Source organism: Candidatus Baltobacteraceae bacterium (assembly GCA_036489885.1).
In the GTDB taxonomy this organism is placed as follows: Bacteria; Vulcanimicrobiota; Vulcanimicrobiia; order Vulcanimicrobiales; family Vulcanimicrobiaceae; genus JAFAMS01.
Genome location: DASXEW010000003.1, coordinates 1 through 17,331, shown reverse-complemented (window position 1 = coordinate 17,331; position 17,331 = coordinate 1). Strand labels below are relative to the sequence as shown.

The 17,331-nt window shown below is 61.8% G+C and carries 23 protein-coding genes; all 23 read left to right on the top strand.

Features of this window, described 5'->3' with window-relative positions; all coding sequences use genetic code 11:
- Positions 1–22: 22 nt before the first annotated feature.
- Positions 23–1,159, top strand: coding sequence for a hypothetical protein (locus VGG22_06055; protein ID HEY1727913.1), 1,137 nt, complete (start codon positions 23–25; stop codon positions 1,157–1,159).
- Positions 1,156–2,076, top strand: a complete 921-nt coding sequence (locus VGG22_06050) for a hypothetical protein (GenBank protein ID HEY1727912.1) — start codon at positions 1,156–1,158, stop codon at positions 2,074–2,076. The genes VGG22_06055 and VGG22_06050 overlap by 4 nt, the downstream gene beginning before the upstream one ends.
- Positions 2,069–3,397 carry an APC family permease gene (locus VGG22_06045; GenBank protein ID HEY1727911.1) on the top strand — a complete coding sequence of 443 codons (1,329 nt, stop codon included), beginning with the start codon at positions 2,069–2,071 and terminating at the stop codon, positions 3,395–3,397. The genes VGG22_06050 and VGG22_06045 overlap by 8 nt, the downstream gene beginning before the upstream one ends.
- Positions 3,398–3,411: 14 nt before the next feature.
- Positions 3,412–3,921: a transcription elongation factor GreA gene (gene greA, locus VGG22_06040; GenBank protein ID HEY1727910.1), complete on the top strand. Its 510-nt coding sequence runs from the start codon at positions 3,412–3,414 to the stop codon at positions 3,919–3,921.
- Positions 3,918–5,399 carry a lysine--tRNA ligase gene (gene lysS / locus VGG22_06035; GenBank protein ID HEY1727909.1) on the top strand — a complete coding sequence of 494 codons (1,482 nt, stop codon included), beginning with the start codon at positions 3,918–3,920 and terminating at the stop codon, positions 5,397–5,399. Before greA ends, lysS begins: the two co-directional genes overlap by 4 nt.
- Positions 5,399–6,571 carry an amidase gene (locus tag VGG22_06030; protein HEY1727908.1) on the top strand — a complete coding sequence of 391 codons (1,173 nt, stop codon included), beginning with the start codon at positions 5,399–5,401 and terminating at the stop codon, positions 6,569–6,571. The genes lysS and VGG22_06030 overlap by 1 nt, the downstream gene beginning before the upstream one ends.
- 36 nt (positions 6,572–6,607) lie before the next feature.
- Positions 6,608–7,042: a DUF5069 domain-containing protein gene (locus VGG22_06025; GenBank protein HEY1727907.1), complete on the top strand. Its 435-nt coding sequence runs from the start codon at positions 6,608–6,610 to the stop codon at positions 7,040–7,042.
- A gap of 13 nt (positions 7,043–7,055) precedes the next feature.
- On the top strand, positions 7,056–7,838 hold the full coding sequence (truA, locus tag VGG22_06020; protein HEY1727906.1) for a tRNA pseudouridine(38-40) synthase TruA: 783 nt from the start codon (positions 7,056–7,058) through the stop codon (positions 7,836–7,838).
- A 51-nt stretch (positions 7,839–7,889) separates the two neighbouring features.
- Positions 7,890–8,315: a 50S ribosomal protein L13 gene (gene rplM / locus VGG22_06015; GenBank protein ID HEY1727905.1), complete on the top strand. Its 426-nt coding sequence runs from the start codon at positions 7,890–7,892 to the stop codon at positions 8,313–8,315.
- Positions 8,315–8,713, top strand: a complete 399-nt coding sequence (gene rpsI / locus VGG22_06010) for a 30S ribosomal protein S9 (GenBank protein HEY1727904.1) — start codon at positions 8,315–8,317, stop codon at positions 8,711–8,713. The genes rplM and rpsI overlap by 1 nt, the downstream gene beginning before the upstream one ends.
- A 16-nt stretch (positions 8,714–8,729) precedes the next feature.
- A complete protein-coding gene (locus tag VGG22_06005) occupies positions 8,730–9,215 on the top strand; it encodes a GNAT family N-acetyltransferase (GenBank protein HEY1727903.1) in 486 nt (161 codons plus the stop codon).
- 166 nt (positions 9,216–9,381) lie between these two features.
- Positions 9,382–9,624 carry a hypothetical protein gene (locus VGG22_06000; protein HEY1727902.1) on the top strand — a complete coding sequence of 81 codons (243 nt, stop codon included), beginning with the start codon at positions 9,382–9,384 and terminating at the stop codon, positions 9,622–9,624.
- Positions 9,621–9,944: a flagellar basal body rod C-terminal domain-containing protein gene (locus tag VGG22_05995; protein HEY1727901.1), complete on the top strand. Its 324-nt coding sequence runs from the start codon at positions 9,621–9,623 to the stop codon at positions 9,942–9,944. The genes VGG22_06000 and VGG22_05995 overlap by 4 nt, the downstream gene beginning before the upstream one ends.
- Positions 9,941–10,222, top strand: coding sequence for a hypothetical protein (locus VGG22_05990; protein HEY1727900.1), 282 nt, complete (start codon positions 9,941–9,943; stop codon positions 10,220–10,222). Before VGG22_05995 ends, VGG22_05990 begins: the two co-directional genes overlap by 4 nt.
- The gene (locus VGG22_05985; GenBank protein ID HEY1727899.1) at positions 10,219–11,676 is read left to right on the top strand and encodes a flagellar M-ring protein FliF C-terminal domain-containing protein; all 1,458 of its coding nucleotides are present in this window, start codon (positions 10,219–10,221) and stop codon (positions 11,674–11,676) included. Before VGG22_05990 ends, VGG22_05985 begins: the two co-directional genes overlap by 4 nt.
- Positions 11,673–12,083, top strand: a complete 411-nt coding sequence (locus VGG22_05980; protein HEY1727898.1) for a hypothetical protein — start codon at positions 11,673–11,675, stop codon at positions 12,081–12,083. The genes VGG22_05985 and VGG22_05980 overlap by 4 nt, the downstream gene beginning before the upstream one ends.
- On the top strand, positions 12,080–13,300 hold the full coding sequence (gene fliI / locus VGG22_05975; GenBank protein HEY1727897.1) for a flagellum-specific ATP synthase FliI: 1,221 nt from the start codon (positions 12,080–12,082) through the stop codon (positions 13,298–13,300). The genes VGG22_05980 and fliI overlap by 4 nt, the downstream gene beginning before the upstream one ends.
- Before the next feature lie 2 nt (positions 13,301–13,302).
- Entirely contained in the window at positions 13,303–13,872 is a 570-nt protein-coding gene (locus tag VGG22_05970; GenBank protein ID HEY1727896.1) for a lytic transglycosylase domain-containing protein, read from the top strand.
- 531 nt (positions 13,873–14,403) lie between these two features.
- On the top strand, positions 14,404–15,120 hold the full coding sequence (locus tag VGG22_05965; protein ID HEY1727895.1) for a hypothetical protein: 717 nt from the start codon (positions 14,404–14,406) through the stop codon (positions 15,118–15,120).
- Complete coding sequence (locus VGG22_05960; protein HEY1727894.1) at positions 15,117–15,893, top strand: FliM/FliN family flagellar motor C-terminal domain-containing protein; 777 nt, start codon at positions 15,117–15,119, stop codon at positions 15,891–15,893. The genes VGG22_05965 and VGG22_05960 overlap by 4 nt, the downstream gene beginning before the upstream one ends.
- Positions 15,890–16,156 carry a flagellar motor switch protein FliN gene (fliN, locus tag VGG22_05955; GenBank protein HEY1727893.1) on the top strand — a complete coding sequence of 89 codons (267 nt, stop codon included), beginning with the start codon at positions 15,890–15,892 and terminating at the stop codon, positions 16,154–16,156. The genes VGG22_05960 and fliN overlap by 4 nt, the downstream gene beginning before the upstream one ends.
- A 48-nt stretch (positions 16,157–16,204) precedes the next feature.
- Complete coding sequence (locus tag VGG22_05950; GenBank protein ID HEY1727892.1) at positions 16,205–16,846, top strand: flagellar type III secretion system pore protein FliP; 642 nt, start codon at positions 16,205–16,207, stop codon at positions 16,844–16,846.
- A gap of 9 nt (positions 16,847–16,855) precedes the next feature.
- A partial coding sequence (locus VGG22_05945; protein HEY1727891.1) for a methylenetetrahydrofolate reductase occupies positions 16,856–17,331 on the top strand: 476 nt, incomplete at its 3' end.

The window sequence follows — 17,331 nt, the reverse complement described above, 5'->3', positions numbered from 1 at the left end:
CGGCCCGAAGGGGACGCGCGGCATGGGCAAGTTCTGCTTCGTCATACATCCGGTGTCGTTTGACGACGTCGCCCGGTACGAGCCGGGCGCTGCCGGCAAAGGACGTCCGATCATTGCGAAGATCCTCGAGTGGATGCCCTCATACGCCGCGGCGCACATAACGGGCGTCCGCGCGCCTGATGGCCGGACGACCGAGGGCTGGTTCGTTGCCGCGCCGCTCTTGCCGGCCCAGATGCTCGAATTTCCGCGCGAGGAAGTGTATGCACGCATCGTGCGTGCGATCGAAATCGGCATCGAGCTGGGCGCACAAGTCGCCGGCCTCGGAGCGTTCACCGGGGTCGTTGGTGACGGTGGCGTGACGATTGCCGAGCGCGTCTCGATTCCCGTAACGACCGGGAACTCGCTGACGATTGCGTCGGGCGTTGCGAGCCTGTTCCGCGGCGCCGACGAGATGGAGCTCGATGCTTCGCAAGCGACAGCGGTCGTCGTCGGTGCGACGGGCTCGATCGGATCGGCGTGCGTTCGATTGATCGCGCCGCGCGTCCGTGAAATCATTCTCGTTGCACGCAATGAAACGCGTTTGCGCAAATACCACGAGTCGATTGCGAGCGGGCTGCCCTGCGCATCGTCGTACACGACCGATCTTTCGCGTGCCGTGCGCGAAGGCGATATGATCCTGACGGCAACGTCGTCGACGCAAGAAATCATCCAGCCGGAAGATCTGCGTTCGGGTGCGGTCGTGTGCGAGATATCATTGCCGCACGACGTCTCGCGCCGCGTCGCAACCGAACGTCCCGACGTGCTCGTGATCGAAGGCGGCAACATGCGTATGCCGGGCGATCCGAAATGGATGCGCGTGCGCGAGCCGGACAAAGAGTTCGATTTGGGCTTGCCGCGCGGAACTGCGCTTGCGTGCATGTCGGAGACGATGACGCTTGCGCTTTGCGATCGCTTGGAGTCGTTCACGCTGGGGCGCGGCGTCAACGTCGAGAAAGTCATCGAGATCGAAAAGCTGGCCAAAGGTGCCGGATTCGAGTTCGCCGACATGCGCGCGTTCGATCTTGCAATAACATCCGAACAAATAAAACGGACTCGGGAGGCAGCCAAGTCGCGGTCCCTCGACTTCGCTCGGGATGACAAGGCAGGATTGTCAGCGTGAAGCACATCGTCTCTGTCTCGCTCGGTTCGTCGACGCGCGATCATAAAGCGAACATCGAACTTCTGGGCGAGCAGTTCAGGATCGAGCGAATCGGGATGGACGGCGTGCTCGATGCCGCGCTTGCGAAGATCAAAGAGCTTGACGGTAAGGTCGATGCAATCGGCCTGGGTGGAATCGATGTCTATTTGTACGCGGGAAGCGATCGCTACGCGCTTCGCGATGGATTGCGGCTCCTCGGCGCTGCAACGAGAACGCCCGTCGTCGACGGAAGCGGACTGAAGAACACGCTCGAGCGGCAGGCGGTCTCATATCTTCAGAATGATTTGGGCCTCGATTTACGCGGCCGCAAAGTACTGATGGTAAGTGCGCTCGACCGGTTCGGGATGGCGCAAGCACTCGTCGATGCGGGCGCCGACGTCCTTTTTGGCGATTTCATCTTTGCGCTCGATCTCGACAAGCCGGTGCGTGGCCTCGCTGAGTTTGAGGCGCTTGCCCGGCGCTATCTACCCGACGCGTGCAAGCTGCCGTTCCAATTCTTCTATCCGACCGGAAAGAAACAAGAGCGGCCGCCGGAACCGAAATACCCGCAATATTACGAAGAGGCCGCGATCATTGCGGGCGACTTCCATTTCATGCGTTCGTTCATGCCCGACCGTCTCGACGGCAAGCTGGTACTGACGAACACCGTCACGGCGCGCGACATCGAGGATTTACGCGCGCGCGGCGTTAGCCGTCTGGTAACGAGCACGCCCGATTTCGGCGGGCGCTCGTTCGGAACGAACGTGGTCGAAGCTGCTCTCGTTGCATTTCTCGGCAAACGTCCCGACGACATCGTTCCGGATGATTACAAGCACGCGATCGCACAGTTGAATTTGCGTCCGCGTCTGATCGAGCTGAACGCAACAGCCACTGCGTAGGGTTCTCTCGCTCTTCGATCTTTCGGTTTTGGCGTCGGCGTCAATGGGGCCGGCGTTTTCGCTTGCGAGCACGCTTGGCGTCATGGTCGCGGCCGCCGGCTCGCTAACGATCCTGGCGTTGCTCGGTACGACGATCGTGTTGCTGCTCGTTGCGATCGCGTTCATGCAGCTGATCACGCAGTATCCGGATGCGGGATCTTCGTATGGTTGGGCGCGGCGCGCATTCGGCGAAGGCATCGGCGCGTACACGGCGTGGATCTTGATCGTCGCGAACTTTTTCGCAGTGCTTGCGACCGCGATTCCGGCCGGAACCTATACGCTTGCGCTCTTCGCGCCCTCACTTGTCGACTCGACGCTGTGGAGCGCCGCGATCGGTTGCGCTTGGATCGTCGCGATCGCGCTCGTGTTGTATCTGGGCATTCGATCTTCGGCGCGCGTTGCGGCCGTGTTGCTGATCGCAGAGCTGGTCGTCTTGGCCGCGAGCGCCTTTGCGGGGATGGCGCATGCGCCCGCATCGGCTCCGGCAATGCCCTCCGCGCATTCGCTCGGCGCAATCGGCTTCATCGAAGCGATGGTGCTCGGCATTTGGATGGTCGACGGTTGGGAAGTAACCGCGTCGACGTCTGAGGAGACGCGCGATGCCGCGCGCGTCGCGGGCATCGGCGGCATCGTCGGCTTGCTCGTGACCGCGGTCTTCTTGATCGTCTGCACGCTTGCGTACATGCATGCCGGCGGCGTCGAGGGGCTGGCCGCAAATCAAACCGACGTGCTCGCATTCGTCGGGGAACGGCTGGGCGGCATGTGGCGTACCTTGCTCGTCGTCACGGTGCTCGTGTCGCTCGCCGCGACGCTCGAGACGACATTGCTCTATCTCGTTCGCAGCGTCTACGCGATGGGACGCGACGGCGTGTTGCCGGGTGCGCTGGGAGCGCTCGGCGCGCGGACGCGCGATCCGGATGTCGCGCTGGTCGCCGTCACCGTCGCTTCGCTGCTTGCTATGGCAATCGTTGGCCTGGTGCCAAGCGCGAACGATCGCCTTGCACTCGTTCTGAATGGGTCGGCAGTATTTCTGGGGTTGCTGTTTTTGATTAGTTGTCTCGCCGCGCTACGCTTGCGACCCCAGGGCACCCCTCTTTTCGCGGCTGCCGGCGCGCTGGCGTTGGTCGTCATTCTGACGGTCGCAATCGTGCAAGCGGCACCCGCGACGCGCTGGTGCATCGTTGTGGCCCTAGGTTTGGGATTGCCGATTACGTTAGGGTACGCTGTGCGCGAGCGCATGCGGAAGGGACAGAGCCCGGCGGCTGGGAACATCGGGGGCTGATTCGGAGGGTTCCGTTGAACGACAAAGACATCGTCCTTACAAAAGAGGGCTTAGAAAAGCTCGAACTTGAGCTTGACGAACTCAAGACGGTCCATCGTAAGGAAGTCAACGACCGCATTCGGCAAGCCAAAGAATTTGGCGACATCTCCGAAAACGCCGAGTACGAAGACGCCAAGCAAGAACAAGCGTTCGTCGAAGGTCGCATCATTCGGATCGAGCAGATGATTCGCAATGCGCGGCTCATCGATGCATCCGGATCGGTTTCCGAAGACGTTCAGCTCGGCGCGTCCGTACGCGTGAAAGATCTCAAAAGCGGCGACGCTTTCGATTTCTCGATCGTCGGCTCGGCTGAATCGGATCCGCCGAACAAGCGCCTTTCAAATGAATCGCCGCTGGGTTTGGCTCTCATCGGCAAACGCAAAGGCGACACGATCGACGTCGAAACGCCGCGCGGCAAAGTTCAGTATAAAATCGAAGCCGTTAATAAGATGGCGAAGAAGGCAGCCGGCAAGAAAGCTTCGTGAGCGAAGCCGATCTCGTCAAGGCCCGCCGCGCGAATCTTGCGGAACTGCGGGCGCACGGGATCGATCCGTTTGCGACCCTGCGCTACGAGGTTAGCGCGCACGCGCGCGACCTGCTGGTTCGCTATGCGCAGCTAACCGTCGCCGACCCAGCGCCGGCGGATGATTTTGCACTCGCGGGCCGCCTGATGTCGATTCGCAGCGCCGGCAAGACTTTTTTCGCCGATCTGGTCGATCGCAGCGGCAAAATCCAGATCTATATACGGAAGGACGAGCTGGGTGACGAGCCGTTTGCGGCCTTTGCAGCGCTCGACCGCGGTGACTTGATCGGCGTGCGCGGCCACGTCTTTCGCTCGAAGATGGGCGAGTTGACGTTACGCGCGACGAGCTTCGACGTGCTCGGTAAGGCGCTCGCACCGCTGCCCGACAAGTGGCATGGGCTGGTCGACGTTGAGAAACGCTACCGGCAACGCTACGTCGATCTCATCATGAATGCGGAGGTGCGCGACACCTTCATCAAGCGCAGCCGGATCATCGCCGAGATGCGGCGCTTCATCGACGCACGGGATTTTCTCGAAGTCGAGACGCCCGTCTTGCTCAACGTTGCCGGCGGGGCAGCGGCGCGGCGCTTCAAGACGCATATGAATGCGCTCGATATCGAGGTCGATTTGCGCATCGCGACCGAGCTCAATCTCAAGCGTCTGGTGGTGGGCGGCCTCGAACGCGTCTACGAGATCGGGCGCACGTTCCGCAACGAAGGCATCGACACCACGCACTTCCCCGAATTCACGATGCTCGAATTGTACGCGGCCTACTGGTCCAAAGACGATATGATGGCATTTAACGAAGAGCTGATGGCGCATCTCGTCGAGCAAGTGCACGGCAGCGACGCACTCGTCTATCGCGGACGTCAGATTTCGTTCAAGCGCCCCTTTGCACGCATCGCGTTTCTCGAAGCGCTGCAAAAATACGGCGGTCTTCCGCGCGAGCGGCTGCTTTCGCCCGACGGCGCGCAGGCGATCATGGGCGAGCTGGGGTTGGGTTTCTCGCCCTCACACGCGCATTCGCTCGACAAGATCTTCGAGAGCGTCGTCGAGCCGCATCTCCTCGATCCCACCTTCGTGTACGACTATCCGGTCGTGCTCTCGCCGCTCGCGAAGCGGCTGCCCGGCGATCCCGACCTAACCGACCGCTACGAGCTGTTCTGCCATCACTTTGAGATAGCGAACGCGTTCTCGGAGCTGAACGACCCCGACGATCAGCGCGCGCGCTTCGAAGCGCAAGTCGTCGAACGTGCCGGGGGCGACGAAGAAGTCCCCGATCCGGACTGGGATTTCGTTACCGCGCTCGAATATGGCATGCCCGCAACCGCCGGAATCGGAATCGGCATCGACAGACTCGTCATGCTGCTTACGGACAATACATCGATTCGGGATGTCTTGCTCTTCCCGTTGCAACGGCCGCTTGGAGATGGACAGTGATGGCAAAGCCGACCAGCGATCTGTACTTGTCTTGGGTCGTCCGCGATGACTCGCCGCCTTCGGCACAATCATTTGCGCACTTGCCGCTCGGCGGAATGCACTTCGGCGTCAAAGACATCATCGACGTGGCCGGATTTCCGACGTCGTACGGCGTCGACTTTCTCACCCATCAGCCGGTCGTCGACGCATGGTGTGTTTCGGCGCTGCGTGCCGCCGGCGGAATTCCCATCGGCAAGACGCACACGACCGCGCTTGCGTTTCGCGATCCCGCCGTAACGCGCAATCCGCGCGATCCCGCGCGTTCACCCGGTGGCTCGAGCGCAGGCAGCGCAGCCGCCGTCGGCGCCGGCGATGTGCCGTTCGCGCTCGGTACGCAAACACTCGGCTCGGTCGAGCGTCCCGCGGCATATTGCGGCGTCGTCGGTTACAAGCCGAGTTGGGGACGTATTCCGACGGTCGGTATGGCGCCGTGCGCACCGTCGCTCGATACGATCGGAATCATCGCAGCCGACGTCGCGATCGCGCGTCGCGCAGCTGAGGCGCTCTTTTCACTCGAAGATCGTGCGCCGTCGTCACCGCGCATCGGTCTTGCGCTCGGCTACATGACGAACATCATCGAACCTGCAACGCGCAGCGCGATCGAACGAGCGGTCGCGCGCTTGCGCGAAAGCGGCTTGAGCATTAACGATGTTGCGTTGCCGGCATCGTTTGAAGAAGCAGCGTCGTACACGGCGCGGCTGCAAGCAGCTGAGACATGGATGTCGTCGGGTGCGTGGCTAGCCGGTAAGCCGGTGCCCGAGTGGGTTGCGAAGGTTCTCGCAACCGGAAAGGCGATCGACTATGCGGCGTATCGCTCGCTGCGCGCCTGGCGTGAAGCGAAGCGTCCCGAGATTGCGGGGATCTTCAATTCCGTCGACGCGGTCATCATGCCGTGCGCGAATCTGGCGCCCGAATTCGGCTCAACCGGTGACCCGACACCGCTTGCGCCCGTGACCTTCTTCGGACTTCCGGCGATCGCGGTGCCGATCGGCGACGATGCGGCCACCAAGCTTCCATTCTCGATGCAAATTGTCGCGCCGGCGGGTGCCGACGGGCGTCTCCTCGAGATCGCGGCACGCGTCGAGCAAGGTCTGGCCGCCCCTGAAACCGTCACCGCCGCAGGCCGGTCGTAGGCGTCGCCAACCCTACCTCTGATAACGGGAGTGACAATGGATCTTACCACTTCATATCCACGCAGCGTCCGTGAAAAGCACCTCGGTTTGGTGCAAGTCGCGCGCACGGTCGACAAAGGCAAAGCGTCGCTCGACGGCAAGCTCGGCGAATACCGCTACGATTGCCCGATGGATCAGCACCTCTTCGAGTTCCTGAACATCGATGGGAACGCGCTCCTCGACGCCATCAAGAAGAGCGACGCGGCAACGGATGATTTCTTCAAGGCTGCTATCGCGAAGAAGAATGCCGCCGATATCGAAAAGTTCAATCGTGAATGGCTCGACTATGGTCCGGCTGCCGGCTCCGACGGCGAGAAGTATTTTCTCGAATTGCGCGGACAAGTCGCGCCCGATCGCACCGACGTAACCGCGTGGGCCGATCTGCTCGACCTCGACGAGAAGCGCCCGGTTCCTCGCCGGGTCCCCGCGTAGAGATTCCGTAGCGGTGCCGACGTATCGCCTCGTCGTTGAATACGACGGTACCGATTTCCACGGGTTTCAATTTCAGCCCCAGCTGCGAACCGTGGCCGGCGTGTTGGAAGGCGCACTGTGCGCGCTCTTTCACGCCGAGATCTCGGTCGCAGCTGCGGGCCGAACCGATGCGGGCGTTCACGCGACGGGCCAAGTCGTCTCGTTTAAAACGCCGCGTCAGTTTCCGGTCGAGCGCTTAGCGATTGCACTCAACGCAACGCTGCCGCACGACATCAGCGTTCGCGAAGCGGATTTCGCAGCCAAAGATTTTTCCGCGCGCTTCGATGCGTACGAGCGCATTTACGAGTACGTCATTCTGAATCGCCCGATGCCCTCGGCCGTGCTGCGCAGATGGACCCATCACGTTCATCGTCCGATCGACGAGGAGCTGCTCGCGCGCATCGGCCAAGAATTTGTGGGAACGCACGACTTCCTCGCGTTCTGCGGCGTGCTCCCGGAGTTCGGTGGGACCGAACGTACGGTGAATGCGTTCGAGGTGGAACGCGACGGTGAGCTCATTCGAGTACGAATCGCCGCCGAGGGATTTTTGCACCGGATGGTCCGCATCCTCATGGGGACCGCAATCGAAATTGCGACCCACCGGCGCCCGCCCGACGAGATCCCCGGGATCATCGCCTCGAGGGACCGCCGCCGAGCCGGCTATACCGCACCCCCGAGTGGACTGTATCTCGCCGGCGTGCGCTACAACGCGTTCGACTCATATCATCGGCCAGCGACTGCTTATTCTAGTGCTTAAGGCAACCCCTTGACGCTAGGGGTGCCGGTCCGTATACTACCTTGGTTGTCCATGCGCACGTATCAGCAGAAAACCGCAGAAACGAAGCACGACTGGTATATCGTCGATGCTGCCGGCGCACGCCTTGGAACGCTTGCCGTTCGCATCGCGCGTGCTCTTTCAGGGCGCCATAAACCGACCTGGACGCCGCACATCGATGACGGAGACCATGTCGTGGTCTTGAACGCGTCACAAGTCGAGCTGGGCGGGCGCAAATGGGATCAGAAGCTGTATCGCCGCCACAACCAGTATATGGGCAACCTGAAGACTGAGACGGCGCGCGAAGTCCACGACAAGAAGCCCGAACGTCTCGTTGAGCTGGCCGTCCGCGGGATGCTCGCGCCGAATAAGATGCGCGCCTCGCTGCTCCGCCGCCTCAAGGTGTACGCCGGTGCTGAGCACGGGCATGACGCCCAGAAACCACAACCTCTTCCGTGATGCAACCAAACGACGATATATTTTTAGGTACCGGACGCCGCAAGCGTTCGGTCGCGCGCGTAAAACTCGCGCTGGGTTCCGGGCAGATCACGATCAATAAGAAGCCGCTCGACGATTATTTCACGCGCGATAGCCTCAAGCAGATCGTTCGTCAGCCGCTCGACGTCACGCAAAGCCTCAGCCGTTTCGACGTGGTCGTTAAGACGGAAGGCGGCGGAATCGCCGGTCAAGCCGGCGCCGTGCGTCACGGTATCGCTCGCGCGCTCGTCTCGATGGACGAATCGCTGCGCGAAGTCTTGCGCCGCAACGGACTCCTCACGCGCGACCCGCGTGAAAAAGAGTCGAAGAAATACGGACGCAAGCGCGCCCGCAAACGCTTCCAGTTCAGTAAGCGCTAATATCACGATCCGGGCGATGCGCCCGGACGAATGGGAACCATTCCGCGCAATGCGGCTTCACGCGCTGCAAAGCGAACCGGGTGTGTTCTTGATGTCGTACGCCAAGGAGTCTGCGCAGACGGATGACGAGTGGCGCGAGCTGCTTAGAGGCGACGAGAAGAAGCAAGTCTTCGGCTTGTTCGATGGCGAGCGGCTCGTCGGAATCACGGCCGCCTTTACGTGGCGTCTCGATCCAAGTGAGAAAACTGCGGTATTCGCAATGTCATATATTGCCCCTGAGTATCGCAAGCGCGGGTTCTCGCGACTACTCTACAACGCGCGGCTCGATTGGGTGCGTGCGCATGCACAGGTCGAGAAGATCGTCGTCAGTCACCGCGTGAGCAACGAGATCTCCGCAAAGGCGAATCGCCCGTTCGGATTCGAGTTCGTACGCACGGAATCAAAAAACTGGCCCGACGGAACAACGGAAGACGAACTCGTTTACGAGCTACGCATCAGATAGAGGTCGGAACCCCTCTTTGTCATCCCGAGCGTAGCTGCGCGAAGCGCAGCGTAGTCGAGGGACAGCGCAAACGTCGCGAGTATTAGTGACCATCGCGGTGGTTCGACTACGCTGCGCTGCGCGCAGCTACGCTCACCATGACATGCGAGGCGTAGCTACGCTCACCATGACAACGGGAGAGCAACATCGCGGAAATCCACATCGTCGTATGCTGCGGCGTATGGAAGCAAATGATTTTTCCGTGGCGGGGGCGCGGGCAATCCAGGCGCGCGATCGGTTAACGTCGCTTGCGCAGCAGGGCGGCGACGAGCGGCACATGGCCGAGATCGGTACGACGGCGCTTTTCGAAGAGGCGTTGCTCGGCGCACTGCGTGCGCATCTCAACGAGCTGAAGATCGTGGCACGGTGAGCGAATTCGATATCCTCGCGGCCGGCGCGTCAGGGATGGAACGCCAGCGTACGCTGCTCGAGCTCTCCGCGCGCAACGTCGCCGCGGCGCAAGCCTCGACTCCGGGACACGAATATCACCGCCTGGTCGCCGACTTCGAAGACGACGTTCCGTTTGATAACGATGGTGAGCCGCATGTTCGCGAGAGCAGCGAACCTGTCGACGCGCTGACCGAGATGATCTCCATGCTCGACGCGCAGCGCTCGTACGAGGCAAACGCGTCCATCTTCGATGTCGGCAAACGCATTGCGGAACGAGCAATCGATCTGGACCGGCCGTGAGTGTTAGCCAACTCCAGCCGGATAGCGCGCCCGGCGGCATCGATGAAACGCCAACGATCGCTCCGCTCGAGAAGGGCTCGTTTCAAACCGTCCTCGACGGCGCGGGAGCCGTGCTAGATCGCGCGGAGCGCGCCGAACACGCTTTTGCCGTTCAGCGCGGTGGCCTCGTCGAGATGATGGTCGAGCGTGCTAGCGCCGACGTGATGCTGCAGCTTGCAGCCGTCGCAGCCGGACGCGCGACCCAAGCGGTTTCGACGTTGCTCGGGATGCAGGTGTGAATGTAGGTTCGCTAGTCGAGCGTTGGAATTCGCTCGAGCCGCGCGTCCGCATCGGTCTCGGTGCTTGTGCATTTGCAATTGTCCTCGCGGCCGCTCTCATTGCACTGCTCGGACGCGACACGCGCGTCGCGCTCTTTGCAAACTCGCTCAAGCCGGATCAACTTGCGGAAGTCGACGCTCAGCTTTCTGCCTGGAGCGTCGTGTTCGTGGCGAGTCACGATAATGTCCGGGTCGACGCAAAGCAGCGCAGCACGCTGCTGGCGCGTCTTGCGCTCGCCGGCGTTCCGCATGCGCACGTCGTCGGAACGAGCGAGGCCCTATCGAGTGTCGGAACGCTAACGCCTCAAGCAATTCTCGATGCCCAAACGCGTGCCGGGCTCGAGGGCGATTTTGAAAAAGGTTTGCGTGGCCTCGGTGGGATTGCCGATGCCCGCGTCATTATCGCGCCGGCGCGCAGCGGCGTGTTCGCGGATGAACCGTCAACCCCGGCGAGTGCGAGCGTGCGGCTGACGGCCGAGCCTGGTCAGACGCTGACGGACTCAACGCTCGACGCCGTTCGCGCCTTCGTTGCTTCGGGCGTCGCGGGTCTCGATTCCGCGCACGTGACCGTGGTCGACGACCGTGGCGCGTACGACGGTCATCAAGACGACGACGAATCCGGCCCCCAGACTGCGCTGCAAAGCGCACTTGATGCTGCCTTCGGGACCGGAGCGACGATCGTACGCGTCCACGTCGAGCGAACTACATCAGCAACGGAGTCGCACGATGTCAAACGCAGTCCGGATCTAGGAGCCGCAGTCTCGCGCCGTGATTTGGACGAGCGCTTCAGCGGCGAGAAGAAGAGCTACTCACGCCGGGCCACGACCGAAGATCGCGGAAGCGACGTACACGAGGAACACACGACGCTCGCCGCGGGGACCCTTGCGCGCATTTCGATCGCGGTAATCGTCGATGCACGACGCTCGCTCGACATCGAGAAGATCCGCGAGGTCGCGGGCGCAGCGAGCGGCTACAATCCCGGGCGCGGCGATAAGTTGTCCATCGAAGCGGTTGCGTTCGACCGCCCGTACGGCGTCGCGCCACAACCCTTGGCCTATGCGTTGGGCATTCTCGGTGAGGCGCTTCCAGGCGTCGCACTCGCAGTCATGGTCATTGTCATCGTGCGCGTAGCCGCGCGCCCGGCTTTTGCGTTTCTGAACGATGCCGTTCGCCGTGTGCGCCTCGAACGGGACACGCCTTCGAACGGAGCTGCGTCTCCTGAAGATATTTTTGCAATGTTACGCGCCGAACCACCGCACGTCGCTGCCGCGATAATTGCGCGCCTGCCCTCGCCGCTTGCGGCTGCCGTGCTCGAGCTATATCCGAGTGACGTGCGTCGCGCAATCGTCACGCGGCTTTCACGTAAGCCGACTCGCCTCGTTGCAGCTCTCGATACCGAGCCGATCGCCCGATGAGCCCGGAGTTCAAGAGTCTGGCTGAGATTCTGCGCGAGAGTCGCGCCGCATCACCGCTGATTTCGCCGTTAATAGCGCAGCCGTTGCCCGAAGTGCAAGTGCCCGAAGAAGTCGCGGAAGACGAAGAACCCGAGGACCGGCTTCTTGGGGTACAGACGCTCGAACGATTCGAAGCCGCACTGCGACGATTGCTCGAGGAAATTGCGGCCGAAGTCATCGGACGCGAGCTGCTGCTTGCTCCAATCGACGTTGCACGCATCGTGCTCCGGCTCAAAGAACGGTACGGATTCGAAGACGTCGCCGTTAGCAGCTCGCGCGGCGACCTCAAAATCGAATGGGACGGCACGGAAATCGACGCATCACTCGGACGCAGGCTTCACGCGGCCATCGAACGGGCAATGGCGTGATCGCAGTTCGCGGGCGCGTTACCTCGACTCGGGCCCATCGAATCGAAGCAAACTTGCGCGGCGTTCGTCTCTGCGATCGCGTTTCGATTCGCGCTCGCGGACGAAACGCTGCTGCGGTTGTCGTTGCCGTTGAAGGCGCGCGCACGGTGTTATCCGTCCTGGACGATGCGCGATGCGTAGCGTTAGGTGACGTCGTCGAGCGTGAAGATTTTGGCGATTACACGGTCCTTGGAACGAGCCTGTGCGGACGCGCGGTCGACGGCATCGGACGACCACTCGATGGCCGGCCCGCGCCGAACGGTTCGCGCTTTTCGATCACGCGTTATCTGGTCGCGCCGTCACCCCTGAAGCGACGCGCATTTTCGCGTCCACTATGGACCGGAGTTCGCGCGATTGATGGATTGCTGACGTTCGCGTGCGGAATGCGGCTCGGCATTTTCGGTCCGCCCGGCGCCGGAAAATCATCGTTGCTTCAGACAATTGCGCGCGATGTAAAGGCGGATGCGGTAGTGGTCGCGTTGATCGGCGAGCGCGGCACGGAAGCGGAGCGGCATTTCGCAATCATGAACGCGCGCACCACAATCGTCTGCGCGCCCGCCGATCGCACCGCCGGCGAGCAAATCGCTGCGACGGAGCTTGCGATGGCGCAGGCATGCCGTTTGCGCGAATGCGGGCTCGACGTCGTCATCATCCTGGATAGCTTGGCCCGTTATGCACATGCCTTGCGCGAGATTGCGCTTTCCTGTGGTGAGCCGCCCGGGCGCGGAGGCTACCCTCCGACCGTCTATGCGCGGCTCGCGGAGTTGTGCGAATGTGCAGGCGCGACTACCTGCGGATCCGTGACGCTACTCGCAACGGTGCTTTCGGACGTCGCCGACCCTTCGGATCCCCTCGCGGAAGCTGCCCGCTCGCATCTGGACGGGCATCTCGTTCTCTCACGGGAGCGGGCCGAGCGGGGGGCCTTCCCGGCGATCGACGTCCCGGCGAGCCTGAGCCGCCCAATGCCGGCCGTCGTCGACCCCCTGCAACTCGTCGCCGCGGTGCGCGTCCGGGCCGCTCTGGCGCGCTTCGAGGGCGCCCGCGAGGCTCGCGAGCTGGGCTTGGCCCCTCCGGAACCCCTGGAACCGGTCCTCGAGGAGTTCCTCCGGCAAGATTCTCAACCAGAGCTTATCGCTCGGACCCTAGACGCGCTCCACCACCTTGCCGATAGAATATGAGCATGGACTTTGACACCGGGATTATGCGCATCCAGGCTCGGATCGACCAGATTTTCGGGGTCGACCCTCAGGACCAGCCGACGACGCCCACCATCTCGAACGTCCCCAGCGGGCGCTTCGCGTCGATGGTGCAGCAGCAGATGGCGGGTCAAGAGGGTGGCGCCGGTAAGCCGCAAGCAACGCCGGCTATCGAGCAGCTCGTCCAGTCTAACAGCGCATCGCAAGGCGTCGACCCGGATCTCATCCGCGCCGTCATGGCGAACGAATCAGCATTCGATCCGAACGCGACATCGAGCGCCGGCGCGCAAGGGCTCATGCAGCTCATGCCGCAAACCGCGGCGGACGTCGGCGTGACCAACAGCTACGATCCATCGCAGAACGTTGCCGGGGGCACGAAGTACCTCCGCACACTGCTCGATCGTTTCGGTGGCAATCTCACGAACGCAGTCGCTGCGTACAACGCGGGTCCTGAAGCCGTCGACAAGTATAACGGCGTGCCGCCGTATCCCGAGACGCAATCGTACGTCAAGAACGTTCTCGACACGTATAAACAGTACAAAACCGGACAATAAACGATAACATCGCGCCGCTAGACTGCGTATCATGCATGCAGTCGCCGCGAAGTTCGACCTTGTAGCCGTACGATCGCCGGGTGTTGATCGCCGTGCCCTATCGCAAGCGTGGTATGACGCATTGCACCTTGCGCGAACCGATTGTTCTCGCGCGGTCGCTCAGCCCGGTAACACCCCCCTCCGGAGCGCTCGACTTTTCCATCGTGGAAAAGTCTGCTCGCCCACTTTTTCGTTTCGCCATCCATGGCTCCCGAAAAAGTTGGAGCGTCCGTCGGGAAATGTCACCGCGACTGACCTCCCTACGAAGAGAGTGTCGGGGGAGCGAAGGGCTAAGCTTACTTCGTTAGCCGGCGACATTGTGGCGCGGTTGCGGGCGCAGCCCAAGGCGACACGGTTCGTATTCGACGTGCCGCAAGGACGGGTGTGTCTGTACGTCGTGCGTGGGGAGCGGCGGTCGCAGATTGTGGCGTTTTGTCCGCCGGCGATTCGCGACGCCGTGGAAAAGGCGCTGGTGCAAGTGAGGTACGCACTATGAATCTTGGGATTGCGAACGCGATCGAGAATGTCGATCGGCGGGCTGAGGATTTGCGCATGGTCTTTACCGGCGGTGCGCAGCCGAATTTCTCCGATGCGTTGCGGCCGGAGCGTGCGGAGCTGACGAACGATCCGCTGTCGGTGGCGTTGCCTTCGGATGCGTACTTCGTTGCGGGTGATGGTGCGCGGCCGGCGTACACGCGCGATGGAGCGCTAGCGGTGCGCGACGGCGTTCTCGAGAGCAGTGATGGAACGCCCGTGCTTGGATTTGTCGAGGGCGATGCGTCGGGCGTGCCGCGCGTGCTGGAGATTGAGAAGAACGATGTGCTCTTAGGGCGAGCGCAAGACATTCGCGTCGAACCCGACGGCGTGTTTGGATACGCGCGCTCCGTGTTCGATCCGAAGACCGGCCAGTCGAGCGTCGAACGCGTCGTCGTCGGGCGCGTCGCACTGGCGCGCTTTCCCGCGGGGACTCGTCTCGAGCGTATCAATGCGACGCACGTTCACGCTCCCACGAGTACCATTCCGTTCGTCGGATCGCCGAACGACGGAAGTTTCTTGCCGATCGAAACGCAGCGGCGTGCACTAGGGCGGCTTGATGCAGATGTTGCCGTTTCGCGTCTACAGGATGCCTACCTCGCGATGCGCGCGTTGGGCACGATCGAACGCTCGCAAAACGCGTTTGCGCGTGGAGCGTTCGACTTACTCAAGTGATCGTTCGCGAGCTCGTGTGGACGCAAGATGCGAACGACGGTCGCGTACGGAACGTGCGTTTCGAAAGACGCGTACCGTTCGATCTGTGTTTGATCGACGCGATCGCTCGGGCCGTTGAATCGTGCGTATCCGAGATCTTCGCCGAGCCTATTGCCGTCGACGCGTTCCCGCCCGTTCATTTGGAAACGGTGACATGGGCGAGACTTTACGACGGAAATTTTGTTTTCGATATGACGGTCGATGCGGGTGATTTGAGCGTCGTGATTGCACCGAAAGCCGCTCGAAGCATCGTTGGACGTGCGTTCGGCGAAAGTCCGGTGGAATGCGAGAAACTGCTTTCGGCTATGGAGGTGCGCGTTTTAGAACGCTTTGTTGCAGAGCTTGCGGACCGCCTCACGTCGATTCGTGGAACGTGCAACGGTGCGGTTGTTCGAACGCGACTTCCGGCGCCGCGTCGTGCATATTGTGAGCTGCGACTTCCCTCGCCGCTTGATGCCGTGATCGGTATTGCGGTGAGCGAGAACGTCTCGAAAATCGGACCGACGATCGGTTTTGAGGTACTCGAGGATTGCTCCATCGAGTGCTCGGCGCAGCTCAGTCTCGCCGCATTCAATATCTTTACAATTGCGGGTCTGACACCCGGCGATGTGATCCCCCAGGACACCAAGGTGGGCCCGTACGCGACGCTGAACGTGGGGCGCGACCCAATCGCTGCGGGCGAAGGCGGCGTGCTCGGCGACCGATCCGCCTTCAAGGTACACGAACTGATATGAGAATTTCGGAGAACGGCAAAAATCTCGACCTGCTCCTGAACGTTTCGCTTCAGGTGACTGCTGAATTGGGCAAGGCGAAGATGAATGTCCGCGACATTCTCAAGCTCGGCACCGGCTCCGTTGTCGAGCTCGATCGCCTGGCCGGCGGTCCCGTCGACCTGCTCGTCAACAACAAGCTCGTTGCGCGTGGCGAGGTTGTGGCGATCGACGATAATTTCGGCGTCCGCATTACGGAGCTGATCGACCGCCCCGAAACCCCCTAGACCGCTCGCGGTCATCCCGGCGTAATTTACGGCCTCCATCATGGCGTGGTGGACGATCTTTTCGCCCTCTTCGCGCATACGCGCGCGTCCCTGCCGCTGGATGCGCTGGCCGGCCTAACGCTGCTTTCGATCGTCCCGTTTTTCGCAGTGATGACGACCTCGTTCGTGCGCATCGTCGTCGTGCTATCGCTGGTGCGTTCGGCGATCGGCTCGCCGACGGTTCCGCCGAGCATGGTCCTTACAGGATTGGCGATCGTTCTGACGGTCCTGGTGATGACTCCGACGATTCACGCGATCCAGCACGATGCGCTGCAGCCGTACGCACACGGCCGTCTTTCACAGAGCGCGTTTGTCGCACGTGCCATCGAACCGCTACGGCAATTCATGATCCGGCAGACGCGCGCACGAGATCTGGCGTTGTTCGCACGCGTCGCGCACCGATCGCCGGCCGAGATTGCCGTACTGATTCCGGCCTTCGTGGTTGGCGAGTTGCGCAGTGCATTTGCAATCGGCGTGGCTCTCTATCTTCCGTTTCTCGCGATCGATCTCGCGGTCGCCGGTATTTTGATGAGTCTCGGCATGATGATGCTGAGCCCGCCGATCGTTTCGTTGCCCCTCAAGCTGTTGCTGTTCGTCACCGTCGACGGCTGGGCCGTCGTTTGTGCGGGGGTGACCACCAGCTTCCGATAATTATAGGTAGTGCGCATCACCGAGTCGCTCGAGCAGCGGCAGCCGTTTTTCTCCTTCGAGTTCTTCCCGCCGAGGAACGACGAGGGCGTGCGCTTGCTTTTCGACGCGATCGCGCAGCTGCGGACCTTGCAGCCGGCCTTCGTTTCGATTACCTACGGCGCAGGAGGTTCGACTCGAGCCCGCACGGTTGAGCTTGCGAAGCGTATCCGCAACGAGCTTTGCCTCGATGTCATGGCGCACGTCACGTGCGTGGGCGCGACGCGCGACGAGCTACGGACGCTGTTCGACGACTTAGCGGCAGCCAACATCGAAAACATCATGGCGTTACGCGGCGACCCTCCAAAGGGAGAAGAAGCTTTCAGCGCTTCGAAGGGCGGCTTCGCGCACGCTGTGGAGCTGATCGCGATGCTTTCCAAAGAGTACGCGTTTTGCATCGGCGCGGCGTGCTATCCGGAAACGCATCCCGAGGCATTCAATGCCGAGAC

Excerpts from the sequence above, each read along its gene's own strand:
- VGG22_05970 (HEY1727896.1), top strand. The coding sequence starts at position 13,303 with ATGGACTTTGACACCGGGATTATGCGCATCCAGGCTCGGATCGACCAG.
- VGG22_06000 (HEY1727902.1), top strand. The coding sequence starts at position 9,382 with ATGACAACGGGAGAGCAACATCGCGGAAATCCACATCGTCGTATGCTG.
- VGG22_06025 (HEY1727907.1), top strand. The coding sequence starts at position 6,608 with ATGGATCTTACCACTTCATATCCACGCAGCGTCCGTGAAAAGCACCTC.
- rplM (HEY1727905.1), top strand. The coding sequence starts at position 7,890 with ATGCGCACGTATCAGCAGAAAACCGCAGAAACGAAGCACGACTGGTAT.
- VGG22_06055 (HEY1727913.1), top strand. The coding sequence starts at position 23 with ATGGGCAAGTTCTGCTTCGTCATACATCCGGTGTCGTTTGACGACGTC.
- VGG22_06030 (HEY1727908.1), top strand. The coding sequence starts at position 5,399 with ATGGCAAAGCCGACCAGCGATCTGTACTTGTCTTGGGTCGTCCGCGAT.
- fliN (HEY1727893.1), top strand. The coding sequence starts at position 15,890 with ATGAGAATTTCGGAGAACGGCAAAAATCTCGACCTGCTCCTGAACGTT.
- rpsI (HEY1727904.1), top strand. The coding sequence starts at position 8,315 with ATGCAACCAAACGACGATATATTTTTAGGTACCGGACGCCGCAAGCGT.
- VGG22_05980 (HEY1727898.1), top strand. The coding sequence starts at position 11,673 with ATGAGCCCGGAGTTCAAGAGTCTGGCTGAGATTCTGCGCGAGAGTCGC.
- VGG22_05965 (HEY1727895.1), top strand. The coding sequence starts at position 14,404 with ATGAATCTTGGGATTGCGAACGCGATCGAGAATGTCGATCGGCGGGCT.
- VGG22_06005 (HEY1727903.1), top strand. The coding sequence starts at position 8,730 with ATGCGCCCGGACGAATGGGAACCATTCCGCGCAATGCGGCTTCACGCG.